The following is a 12,208-nucleotide window of genomic DNA, read 5'->3' as shown; positions in this document are numbered from 1 at the left end:
TTTTGTCTTGGTATGTTGACAATATTATACTAATACTAAATCCGTTGAGTAACGCACAGAAAACGGGTTTCTCGGAGAAACCCGTTTTCTGCTCATGCAAAAGGCAACCCCCCAACCCCCCCGACATCGGGGTAGGGTTGGGGGAAATAAATAATCAGTTTTTAATAACCGGATTTAGTATAAATCCGCACTCAAAGGACTTAGTATGGATTTATCATACTGAAAATACCTATAGCCCACTATGGCTATTTTTTATTTTTCTCTTAATAAATATTAACTTTAAACTGCGATTAAGAGATAAACTTAGATTTCGTCAGGATTAAGGCCTAATTCCCGCAGTTTATTGGCTAATCGTTCCGCTCGTTGTTTTTCCTGATTATAGCTAGTGAAAGCTTGTCCATCGGGATAAAAAAGCAACATTTCCGGTTCTCCTAACTGAAAACGAATGCCTAAACGGGGACTAACCCAATTATCGAGAGTTTCTAGAATTTCTAGCTGATTTTCGCCTCTTATCCAACCACTGGCATCGTTTTTATGGGGATCATAAAGATAATATTCCTCGACCCCATAACGCTGATAAAATAGCTGTTTTTTGGCCATTTCCGTGAGGGTGTTACCCGGAGAGATGATTTCAAAAACCACCTGGGGACTAATATTATTTTCGAGCCATTGTCGATAGGAACCCCTTTCCCCTTTTGGTCTCCCAAAAACCACCATGATATCCGGTGCTTGACGCAGTTTATTATCATTTTCCACAGGATACCAGAGTAAATCACCCGCAACAAAGACATCAGACTGCTGGCGAAATAGCCAGTCTAAATTAGTTTTAATTGTCGTAATCCAACGAAATTGCAGGGTATTATCCGCCATGGGTTGACCATCGCTATCGGGGTAGATAATTTCAGTGACGTTAGTTTTATCTAGTTGCGAAACCATGAGACTAAGTAAAAAGTGAAAACTAGAAAATGTCAACAACTTAATTCTATTATAGCGAGCATTTGTATTATGTAGCAATTATGACAAAAATATTGACAAATAAGATAATACTAAATCCGGTTATTAAAGAATGATTATTTATTCTCCCTTTTGCCTATTGCCTATTGCCTATTGCCTATTGCCTTTTGCCTGTCTTGATATGTAGCATATACTCAACGGATTTAGTATAACTTGTGCATTGGACAATAAAGATTGAATTTTTTTGATGATAACGATTGAAAATTTCGTTGGTTCCTAGAAAATTTTTGTCTAATTTTGGTAACTATAATTATAATAAGACTATCAACTGGAATTAGGACAAGAAGATGAGTGGCGGTTTAGTCTATCGACAAAGCCCAGAAGAAGAGGAATTAGAGCAAAAAGTTCTATCTACAACTTTTACAAGAGAGATCGAGGAGAAAATCAAGGATTTACAATCTCGGTTTCAGAACAGTCCACTGGGTTACGGGGGCCATTGCTTTCCAACCTAAAAACTTGCCGACCGGTTCGGCTTTTTCAATGCCAATTCGCAGCAGTTCCCCCCCTAATTTACTATGCCATTGCAAGAGGACTAATTCGCTTTCAATTGTAACAGTGTTAGCAACAAGACGACCCCCGGAGCGCAGGGCTAACCAACAGGTTTCCAATAGCTGGGGTGTGGTGATACCGCCACCAATAAAAATAGCGTCCGGTTGCGGTAAATCTTCCAGGGCGCTCGGTGCGATTCCGGCGACGATTTGCAGGTGGGGCGTTCCCAGGGCGGCGGCATTATCGGCAATGTATTGTAATCTGGTGGGATGATGTTCGATCGCAATAGCCTGGCAACGGCGATCGCTACGCAGCCACTCAATGGCAATGGAACCACAACCTGCCCCCACATCCCAGAGCAATTGTCCGGGTAGGGGAGCCAATCTACTCAGAGTGATAGCACGAACTTCTCTTTTTGTCAACTGGCCGTCATGATGGTAAGCAGAATCCGGCAGTCCGGGAAGGCGCGGCGCCAGGGTGGGGGGATGGGAGAAGATGCAGCTAATGGCGATGACATTTAAATCCGCCAGATCTGTAAATTGCCAATCGTTGGCGATGCCTTGAATGTGGCGTTCTCGGGTTCCCCCTAGATGTTCTAAAACCGTGATGGAACTTTCGCCAAAACCTCCCTCCCGGAGCAGCCGAGCAGCGATCGCCGGAGTCTGGGCATCGGCGCTCAGTACCAGCAGTTTAGCGCCGGGATAAAGCACCCCATTCAACCAAGCCGGAGGCCGACCGCACAAACTCAAAGTTTCCACTTCACTCAGGGACCAACCCAAACGACTACAGGCAAGACTAAAGCTAGAAGGAGAGGGAATAATCGTCATTTCCTCCGGGGGAATCTGACGGGTGAGGGTGACACCAATCCCGTAGCACATGGGATCACCACTGGCCAAAACACAGACGGATTGACCACGAAGGCGGATAATCTCGTTAACAGAGTCTTGGATGGGAGAAGTCCAGAGCAGTTTTTGCCGTTGATCCTCTGGGGGTAACATTGCCAGATGTCGTTCACCACCGACAATAACTGATGCTAAAGAAAGCAGACTTCGCCCCACCGAACTTAACCCTTCTAAGCCATCTTCACCAATTCCTATGATCGATAGCCATTTCGACTTACAATTGCGATCCGCCATATTAAAAAAAATCGCTACTATTTCATTATCTGCCATCAGGCTCTATCCTTCAAACAAGATATAATCGGGTTAGTGTCAAGTTAATTTAGAGGAAAAATTATGACCACCACCGCCGATGACGTTTGGAGATTATTAGCCGAATTAGTAGAAGCTCAAAAAGAAACCGAGCGACGCTTTCAAGCAACTGATCGCCAAATTACCAGACTCAGTCAAGAAATTGGTAATCTTGGGGGTAAATGGGGACGTTTTGTCGAAAATATGGTAGCCCCAGCTTGTGAGACTTTATTTTTAAATCGTCAGATTCCCGTACATCAAGTTAGTCAAAGAGTCAGAAAACGTCTCGACGGTAAAACCCTAGAAATTGATGTGTTAGTAACTAATGAAAATCATGTGCTAGTAGTGGAAGTCAAAAGTAGTTTAAGTGTAGATGATGTCAAAGAATTAATCAAGAATCTAACCGAATTTAGGCAATTTTTCCCAGAATATAACCACAAACAATTATATGGGGCAGTAGCAGGCATTGAAATCGAAGAAGGAGCGGATAAATATGCTTATCGTCAAGGTTTATTTGTCTTGGCACAAAGGGGGGAAAATGTAGCGATTCTTAACGATGCTGAGTTTCAACCGAAAACGTGGTATAATATTTAAGCTTGTCTTTGGGAAAGTCCAGTGCAATTCTGGTACTGTGCCGCAGCTGTAATCAAGTAAAAAGTAAAAAGAGTACATCTTCCCTTTTTCCTTGCGAGTCAGAATGCCAATTACAAGTTTTTAATCGGTAGATAGACAAATAATTTTCTAACTACTTCTCTGCGTCGCATGGAGAACAAACAACGGTGAATTGGTTAGTTGAAGCAAATGCTTGTCCCGGTTTATTTTATGGAACTGCTGCCCAGGATGGGTTTTTAATTCGTCTCCGCACCCCCGGTGGATGGCTCAATTCTCCACAGGGAAAAGCGATCGCCACTTGGCTCGAACAATGGCAGACGACAATACAAGTTACCAATCGGGCAAATCTGCAAATTCGCGGACTGCAAAAATCCCCCAGTTTAGAAGAATTTCAAACCCTGCAAAAATTAGGGTTAGCTGCCCATAATCCCAGTATCGATCATCTGCGTAACATCATGTCCAGTCCCACGGCTGGAATTGACTGCCAAGAATCGATCGATACTCGTCCATTAGTCCAAGAATTAGATAATTTTATCCAAAATTATCCATCAATTGCCCAACTAAGTCCTAAATTTAGTATCGGGATCGATGGCGGTGGTGCAGTGGGAATTGGCACTGGTTCAACTATGGCCTGGCAACACCGCTATAACGAGATTCAGCTATCGGCAATTACCGTCAATAATCCGACAAATTTAACTTCTCTTGTTTGCTTTCGATTAGCCCTCGGAGGAGATAAACAATTCTATGACACGGACTTATTAATTGAGCCAGAAAACTGTTTAGCTGTGGTCAAAGCTCTAGTAAAGGTTTATGTCGATTATGTTCAACAAACCCCCAATATCAAGGGTAAAAAACCTCGGATGAAACACCTGCTCAAAGATTGGGGATTGGCCAAATATCTCGAACAAGTTAACTCCCAATTACATCGGACTTCTACCGGCATAATAAAAGGGCAAGAATACCGGCAGGCTGCCCATTCTACTCAACCCTATTTTCATCTGGGAATTCATCCTCAAAAGCAACCCGGATTATCTTATATTGGTCTATCATTAAGATTAGGACAATTGACGGCTAATCAACTATGGGGATTAGCGACACTATCAGAAACTTTTGGCAGTGGTCAGTTACGATTAACCCCTTGGCAGACTGTTATATTACCCGATATTCCCGATGAAAAAGTGTCAGAATTGTTGCCAAAACTGGCATTCTTAGGATTATCCGCTTCTCTTGGATGGGATGCGGGGATAGTTGCCTGTAGCGGTAAACCGGGTTGTGCGGCAGCGGCCACTGCAACTCAAGTTCATGCTTCTCTCTTGGCAGATTATTTGAAAGAACGCTTAACCTGCAATTCTCCTGTTAATATTCATTTGACGGGTTGTGCTAAATCCTGCGCTCAACCGGGTCCAGCCGAAATTACCCTTTTAGGAACCACCATCGAGGAAAATGGCCAAATACTAGAAGCTTATCAAGTCTATGTGGGTGATAGTCAAAAGTTCTTAGAAACACCCATATTTGAGGGAGAATTTGCCAAGATTCCCCCCCTCATAGCCCAAATTTTAAGCTCCCAAAACTCGAAAATTTTAGATAAATAGAATGGAATACATTAAGAATGGTGAGGAAATTTACCGCAAATCTTTTGCTATTATTCGGGCTGAAACTAACTGGGAAAATCTCCCCGATGATTTAGCTCCTGTGGCGGTTCGTCTAATTCATTCCTGTGGGATGACAGACATAACAAAAGATTTAGAAGCATCACCGGACGCAGTTAAAATCGGACGAAATGCCCTCGCTGGGGGTGCAGCCATTCTCTGTGATTCTCAAATGGTCGCTAATGGCATTACCAAAGCGCGTTTACCTAAAGATAATCCGATTATTTGTACCCTCAATTATCCAGAAGTGACCGAGTTGGCACGGCAAATTAATAATACCCGCTCCGCTGCCGCTTTAGAACTTTGGCGACCTCATTTAGCTGGAGCAGTGGTAGCCATTGGTAATGCACCAACCGCACTTTTTCGCCTACTAGAATTGCTCGATCAAAATGTAGATAAACCGGCTTTGATTTTAGGCTTTCCCGTGGGATTTGTGGGAGCGGCAGAGTCGAAAATAGAATTAGCAACTAATAGTCGTGGTGTGCCATTTATTACCCTGCACGGACGTAGGGGAGGCAGCGCAATCGCAGCAGCAGCAGTCAATGCTTTAGCAAAAGAGAACGAATTATGAATAAATTAGGCAAACTTTATGGATTAGGAATCGGGCCCGGCGATCCCGAATTGTTGACGCTAAAAGCACACCGGATTCTCACAACTGTTCCGGTAATTGCTTATCCTACCTTAGAAAGTGGCAAAGTTTTGGCACGGGCAATTGTGTCGGATTTTATCCGTCCCGAGCAGATAGAAATTCCCATGCCTTTACCTTTTAGTGTCGAGCGCAGTTCTCAACCTCATTATGATATTGCCGCCGAAAATATCGCCGAACAGTTAAACTTAGGTCGAGATGTGGCGGTGCTATGTGTGGGCGATCCGATGTTGTATGGCACGTTTATGTATATCTTTAATCGCTTGTGCGATCGCTTTTCAATTGAAGTCGTGCCGGGTATTTCTTCAGTGATGGCAAGTGCAGCAATGCTGGGTGTACCTATTACTTATCGAAATGACGTATTTAGTATTATGCCCGCTACTTTAGAGGCGGAAATATTGCGGGATCGCCTAGTATTTATTGATGCAGCGGCGATTATTAAATTAGGCAGACATTTCGCTAAAGTTCGCAATATTCTCGATGAATTAGGATTATTAGAACGCGCCCTCTACATCGAACGAGCAACCTTACCCAATCAGCAAATTATTCCGATTACAGAAGTCGATCCAGAGGCTGCTACTTACTGGTCATTAATTCTGATTCCTAGTAAAACTAAACCCCAATAACTCTATAGACACTAAGTTAAATCTTCTATCCCCTACCTGACAGAACCTATAGGGTTTAGATAATGTTATAAAAATGTCTTTTCTTCGTTGCTTTTTTTGTTGCATAGGGGGTTATATACAGCGTTTCTCGGATTGATAAGGTAATCTATTTTCTTCTCCATTCTCTGTCACCTAAAAATAACTACCATGTCCGATTCTCCTGAATCTATCCGCAATACTAGCGTCAGCGATCAAGCTACTAATAATGATGCCCTCGGATTTGAGCCTTATGTAATAGCGATCGCTGAATTTTTGTTGCATGAGCAGACACAACCACCCCTAACTTTATCGGTTGAGGGAGAGTGGGGTAGTGGCAAGTCTTCTTTTATGAAAATGTTGGAGGAATATTTACGAAAAAAAGGAGGTCGGACGGTTTGGTTTAATGCTTGGCGACACGATAAGGCGGAGTCGGTATGGGCGGCTTTTGCGCTGTCTTTTATTAAGCAGATTTCTACGCCCAAAAATTGGCGAGATTTACCTCGAATTATCCTAGGATATTTTAAATTACAATTATTGCGTTTTAACCTAGAAAAAGGCTTGTTTGAATTAATTAAAGCTTTACCAGTAATAATTTTTGTGATTTGTGCATCAATTGCCATTCCTTTTATTTTAATCGTTTATGGAGTTGAAGGAATTAACGAATTAATCGGAACAACAACCTCTCAAGATGTTTTTTGGAGCAAAATTAATTCAGTTTTTAAATTATTATTTACCGCTGGAGGTGTCACCTTATCAGGAGCAGGAATTTTCGCTGGTATTAAGAGTTTATCGAGAAATTTTCAAAGGTTACTTCAAAACCCTAAAAACAACCTAATTAAATATATAGAAGCCCCAGATTATAAAAAACAATCGGCATTTGTAGAAGAATTTCATGAAGATTTTGCTAAAATTGTTGATGCCTATGTTGGCAATGATCGAGTATATGTATTTATTGACGATTTAGATCGTTGTGAACATCCAAAATCAGCGGACTTGATGCAAGCGATTAACTTGATGATTGCTGATGATCCTTCAGTGGTGTTTATTTTAGGAATGGACAGAGAAAAAGTAGCCGCTAGTTTAGCGGTAAAATACGAAAACATTCTCAAGTATTTACCGTCAGAAACCACAGAAATTGATCCTGATATTTTAGCGAGACGTAGTGCTAATAAAGGGTTAGCTTATGGTTATACCTTTATTGAAAAGTTTGTCCAGCTTCCCTTTTTAGTTCCCCAACCATCCCGGTCAGATTTTGAGCGTTTTTTGATTCAGCTTGCTACTTCAACTCCTCCCAATTTACAGCCAGCTAAACCTCGTTTTACATTTTTTCAGTCATTCTGGGGTAAGTTTAAGTTAGCTTTACCCTGGAGAAATAATTCGCAAAAGCATCTCACTTCTGCAACAAGTAATCAGACAAGTGATTTAAAAAACTTGTCTCTAGATAATCCTTCGATAGAATCTGAACAAACCGAAAAAGAGAAAGCACGAGCATCTGTAATTAAGCGATTAGAAGCGATTCAAGTCAACAAATCTGATAATAGAGATTCCCAAACAGTGCGGAATGTCATTATGATGGTAGCTCCCGCATTGGATTACAATCCGCGACGGATTAAACACTTTATCAATGTCTTTCGTCTCAAGGTTTATATCGCTAATGAAACTGGTTTATTTTTTGAGGAGCGAGATGAGAATGATAATTTGTTAGTTCCTTCTCTAACTTTTGAACAGTTAGGTAAATTTACTGCGATTAGTTTAAAATGGCCATTGTTATTGTCAGATTTAGAAAATGATAAGAAAATTTTAGCAAAATTAGAAGAATTTGCACTAGATGAAGAAAAAACCCAAGAATATGAAGAGTCGATTCGCTATTGGGCTAGTCATACTAAGCTTAAAGCTTTAATGGCTTACGGTCATGAAAAATCGGCAGCTAACTCTAAATTTAGCTTGGCAGAGGTAAAGGTTGATAAATTATTACAAGTATCGCCCAGGGTAATTCGGCAAACTGAAACTGTAATTTTACCAAACTTTAACCTAGAAATGGTGGATATACCCGCTGGTAAATTTAACATGGGTTCTAATGAGTATGAAGATGAAAAACCGATACATCAAGTAATTGTGCCAGCATTTCAGATAGGCAAATATCCCGTCACCCAAGCACAGTATCAAGCGGTGATGGGAAAAGCTAGTTCAAGGTTTTCAGGAAATCCCCAGAAACCAGTAAAATCTGTTACTCAGAATGAGGCTGAAGTCTTTTGTAAACAACTGAGCAAGTTAACGGGAAAAAACTACCGTTTGCCTACAGAAACAGAATGGGAATATGCCTGTCGCGCTGGTACTGAAACCCGATTTAGTTTTGGCGATGATGAAAATCAATTAGGAGATTATGCCTGGTTTGATGGTAATTCAAATAATACAACCCATCCTGTTGGGGAAAAGCGGCCTAATCCCTGGGGAATTTATGATATGCACGGCAATGTTTGGGAATGGTGTGCTGATCAACATCATGAAAGTTATGCTGACAAACCAGACAATATTAGAGAAAATGGCAGTCTTGCATGGAGAGATAACAATATAACTAATGCGTCATCAATAATACGGCGTGGCGGTTCGTGGTGCCGCGACCCTTTGGTCTGTAGTTCAGCATATCGAGGCAGAAGCGTTGCCGAAATTTGCAACCACGATATCGGTTTTCGTGTTGTGTGCGATCTCCCCCAATCAGTTAACAGTTAACTGTTATCAGTTGGGAGCCACCATTGGCGCAATAATATTATTGTAGGGGCCAATTGCATTCGCCCTCTTTGAATAACTTCTGCTGCTCACCTATAGATGAGGGAAAGTCACAAATAGGAGATGCAGCCGATAATTTTCTGGAAATATAGTCTTTAAACCCTTGTCTGGCAAGACTACAAGGAATGATAAGCAATGATTATCACACAAAGTCGAGGAGAGCCATAGGGGGAGCCTGAGAATGGAGATCGCTGTAGTTAGCCATCACCGCTTTTTATGGTTACTTTAATGTTAGGATCGAATCACTTCTTTTAGGTTTTGCTATGCGTGCGATTGAAACCACTGGTATCCTCAATACCCAAGGGCAAATTCAACTTGATCATCCTATTCCCCAAGAAAAAGATCGGTTTGTGCGCGTCATTCTTTTGATGTCGGAGGATGAACTGAACGAAAAAAACTGGCTAGATGCCGTTTCCCATAACCCTAGCTTTGCTTTTCTGCAAGATACCGAAGAAGATATTTATACCCTTAACGATGGACAACCTGTAACTAATGAAGGGTAAAATTGTATTAATTCAATTTCCCTTCGACGATTTATCTTCCAGTAAGGTTCGTCCTGCTTATTGCCTAACCAATCAAATTGGAGGCTATCAACACATTATCTTTGCCCTAATTACCAGTCGTATTCCAGAAAATCCCCTTCATACAGATATTATTCTGAGACCAGAAAATCCAGATTTTATGATCAGTGGTCTTCGCCAATCGTCAGCCATCAGACTTGATCATTTAGTAACACTTCGCTCTTCACTGATTCAGCGTGAACTAGGCTCATTATCATTAAAAAACCAAACCTTAATTGTAGATATTTTGTCCGATATTCTACGTTCTTAAAAAAAATACGATCACTGATTTCTTCGGGGGCATTATTTAACGCAGTTTTTAGCTTTAAATTACAATAAATTTGTCTGTTATATCCGTTAAGCTATACTAAAATATTCTACCGTTACTGCTACAATTGGCTCCAAAGACCGCTATAACCAACTAAAACCATGACTCAAGCCACTTTTACAGAAATACTAGAGGCAACCGAACAACTTCCCCCAGAAGATCAAGAACAACTTATTCACCTGTTAAAAAAGTGAAAGACATGGACGAGGCTCAACAATACCTCAACAACTAATGGAAAGTATTCCGGCAAGATTAAAATAAATTAGGGTCATCTGGCCGCAGTCAGTTTTAACCGACTGAAAATATTACTTTGTCTGAGGAGCCTTTCAAATTGACAGACGAGCGCGTTTATTGGTTAGCATGGTCAAGTATTGCTGGAGTTGGGCCAATTTCCCTGAAGCGACTCTATCAGCATTTTGGCAGTGTCGCTGTGGCCTGGAATGCCTCCGATTCTGCGATCGCAGAAGGGGCGGGATTTGGCAAAAAGTTAATGGTAGCGGTACGGGAAGGGCGATCGCAAATTGACCCAGAAGCTCTTTTCGCCGAACATATCCAGAAAAACCCCCTTTTTTGGACTCCTAGCGACCCAGAATATCCCCGCTTTCTCTGGGAAATTCCCAGTCCTCCCCCCTTACTTTACTATCAAGGAAAGGTCAATTTAGAGGAAAATCAGGGAAATATCCCCACCGTCGCCATTGTGGGTACTCGTAACCCCACGGATCACGGCCGGCGCTGGGCGCGGCGCTTAAGTACCCTTTTGGCCCAACAGGGATTTACTATTGTTTCTGGTATGGCCGAAGGAATTGATGGCGAGGCACACCAAAGCTGTTTAAAAGCGGGGGGAAGAACGATTGCCGTCTTGGGAACGGGGGTCGATGTGGTTTATCCTAGTCGTCATCGGCAGCTACAGGCGGACATCCAAAAGCAGGGTTTAGTCATTAGTGAACATCCCGCCGCAACTCAACCGAATAAAGCCCATTTTCCCAGTCGTAATCGCATTATCGCCGGTTTAAGTCGCGCGACTATTGTTATCGAGGCCCCCGAAAGGTCAGGCTCCCTGATCACGGCCAGTTATGCTAACGAATTTGGCGGCGATATCTATGCTTTACCCAATTCTCCCGATATTGCTGCCGCTAGGGGTTGTTTACAACTGATTCATCAGGGGGCAGAAATTATCGTTTCTGAGGAGAAATTATTAGAAATGTTGGGGGCAATTCCCACCGCGAACCAATCCGCACCGGTTAATCTCTCCCCTTCACTCCCTCTAGAGACATCCCCGGTCGTTAATGCTGCTCCTCCAGTCAATCTAGAACCTAGACTAGCACAAGTGTATCAGTTATTTGACAGAGATGCCCTGTTGTTTGACATTATTGTTCAAAAAATGCAAATCCCCACCTCAGAAGTGGCGGGGATCTTATTGGAATTAGAATTAATGGGTTTAGTGACTCAGTTACCCGGTATGCGTTACCAGAAAACCTAGTCAACCCCCAAATGTTTATTTAGGGTATTAGCTAAAGTGGTTTTCGGTACAGCCCCGACCACCATATCAACTTTTTGACCTCCTTTGAAGATCATCAGAGTAGGAATACTGCGAATCCCGTACTGACTAGCGATATTGGGGTTTTCGTCGGTGTTGAGTTTCACCACCTTGACTTTCCCTTTGAACTGTTCGGCAATTTCTTCGACAACGGGAGCCACCATTCGACAGGGGCCGCACCAAGGAGCCCAGAAATCCACTAGGACAGGGTCGGCACTATCTAACACTTCTTCTATAAAGGTGGCATCTGTAACGGCAGGAACCTCTGACATACTTAAGAAATCCTCTAGTAATCACGGTTATCTAGAATACGCAAAAATTCCGTTCTAGAGATTCGTGGTGCGATGTTGACATTCCACTGGTGAAAAGGACGAGAACTAGCTCTAAATCCACTATAGAGGCCTTAACTTGCATCAGAGGTAGCTTCTTGGATCAATTTCACAAGGGGCATTCTTGTATTTTATAACCCTAGAGGCTCTATTTTGACTTTTTTTTGATAAAGTTTTGTAATATTGCCCGAGTCAAGGATGGGTGATGGCAGCCAGATAAAATTTTCTGGAAGAAAAACCCGAAAAGTCAGCGATTTTATCTAGGCTTAACCTGAGTTTGATTTTGACATCCTCACCGCCGTAAACGGACGGTGATTCCCAAACCTCACGATTTAGGTTTCTGCTTCTTTCCCTTGCGGGGTTCCGCACCTGCCTTAACAGATTTACTCTGTTCTGGTCTTATGGTCGCTCTACAGACTGACA

The 12,208-nt window shown here is 42.2% G+C and carries 11 protein-coding genes and 1 riboswitch; of the genes, 8 read left to right on the top strand and 3 right to left on the bottom strand.

Annotation, left to right across the window (positions count from 1 at the left end):
• Positions 1 to 303: 303 nt before the first annotated feature.
• Both IM500_RS09240 and cbiE read right to left on the bottom strand, forming a co-directional pair.
• Positions 304 to 936: a Uma2 family endonuclease gene (locus tag IM500_RS09240; RefSeq protein WP_190721576.1), complete on the bottom strand. Its 633-nt coding sequence runs from the start codon at positions 934 to 936 to the stop codon at positions 304 to 306.
• A 470-nt stretch (positions 937 to 1,406) separates the two neighbouring features.
• Positions 1,407 to 2,675 (bottom strand): precorrin-6y C5,15-methyltransferase (decarboxylating) subunit CbiE, encoded by a 1,269-nt coding sequence (cbiE, locus tag IM500_RS09235; RefSeq protein WP_190721578.1) that lies wholly within the window; start codon positions 2,673 to 2,675, stop codon positions 1,407 to 1,409.
• Positions 2,676 to 2,738: 63 nt separating this feature from the next.
• On the opposite strand from cbiE, the gene IM500_RS09230 reads away from it, so the two are divergent.
• The 8 genes from IM500_RS09230 (at position 2,739) to dprA (ending at position 11,399) form a co-directional block, all read left to right on the top strand.
• Positions 2,739 to 3,287 (top strand): NERD domain-containing protein, encoded by a 549-nt coding sequence (locus IM500_RS09230; protein WP_287738171.1) that lies wholly within the window; start codon positions 2,739 to 2,741, stop codon positions 3,285 to 3,287.
• A riboswitch (cobalamin riboswitch) is annotated at positions 3,258 to 3,416 on the top strand. Its footprint overlaps the gene before it by 30 nt.
• A 56-nt stretch (positions 3,417 to 3,472) precedes the next feature.
• Positions 3,473 to 4,897 carry a precorrin-3B synthase gene (gene cobG / locus IM500_RS09225; RefSeq protein WP_190722558.1) on the top strand — a complete coding sequence of 475 codons (1,425 nt, stop codon included), beginning with the start codon at positions 3,473 to 3,475 and terminating at the stop codon, positions 4,895 to 4,897.
• Between the two features lies 1 nt (position 4,898).
• Complete coding sequence (locus IM500_RS09220; protein WP_190722557.1) at positions 4,899 to 5,525, top strand: precorrin-8X methylmutase; 627 nt, start codon at positions 4,899 to 4,901, stop codon at positions 5,523 to 5,525.
• The gene (gene cobI, locus IM500_RS09215) at positions 5,522 to 6,226 is read left to right on the top strand and encodes a precorrin-2 C(20)-methyltransferase (protein WP_125731454.1); all 705 of its coding nucleotides are present in this window, start codon (positions 5,522 to 5,524) and stop codon (positions 6,224 to 6,226) included. Before IM500_RS09220 ends, cobI begins: the two co-directional genes overlap by 4 nt.
• A gap of 186 nt (positions 6,227 to 6,412) precedes the next feature.
• Complete coding sequence (locus tag IM500_RS09210; RefSeq protein WP_190722556.1) at positions 6,413 to 8,974, top strand: SUMF1/EgtB/PvdO family nonheme iron enzyme; 2,562 nt, start codon at positions 6,413 to 6,415, stop codon at positions 8,972 to 8,974.
• Positions 8,975 to 9,294: 320 nt separating this feature from the next.
• Positions 9,295 to 9,534, top strand: a complete 240-nt coding sequence (locus IM500_RS09205; RefSeq protein ID WP_002797650.1) for a hypothetical protein — start codon at positions 9,295 to 9,297, stop codon at positions 9,532 to 9,534.
• Positions 9,524 to 9,862: a type II toxin-antitoxin system PemK/MazF family toxin gene (locus IM500_RS09200; protein WP_190722555.1), complete on the top strand. Its 339-nt coding sequence runs from the start codon at positions 9,524 to 9,526 to the stop codon at positions 9,860 to 9,862. The genes IM500_RS09205 and IM500_RS09200 overlap by 11 nt, the downstream gene beginning before the upstream one ends.
• Positions 9,863 to 10,250: 388 nt before the next feature.
• The gene (dprA, locus tag IM500_RS09195; protein WP_190722554.1) at positions 10,251 to 11,399 is read left to right on the top strand and encodes a DNA-processing protein DprA; all 1,149 of its coding nucleotides are present in this window, start codon (positions 10,251 to 10,253) and stop codon (positions 11,397 to 11,399) included.
• Here dprA and trxA read toward each other — a convergent pair.
• The gene (gene trxA / locus IM500_RS09190) at positions 11,396 to 11,728 is read right to left on the bottom strand and encodes a thioredoxin (RefSeq protein ID WP_190722553.1); all 333 of its coding nucleotides are present in this window, start codon (positions 11,726 to 11,728) and stop codon (positions 11,396 to 11,398) included. The genes dprA and trxA overlap by 4 nt on opposite strands.
• Positions 11,729 to 12,208: the final 480 nt, after the last annotated feature.

Origin of the sequence: Microcystis sp. M179S2 (assembly GCF_020245805.1) — a bacterium.
Lineage (GTDB): Bacteria > Cyanobacteriota > Cyanobacteriia > Cyanobacteriales > Microcystaceae > Microcystis > Microcystis aeruginosa.
Note: the sequence above shows the minus strand (reverse complement) of the source record. Positions and strands in the feature narration are given on the sequence as shown.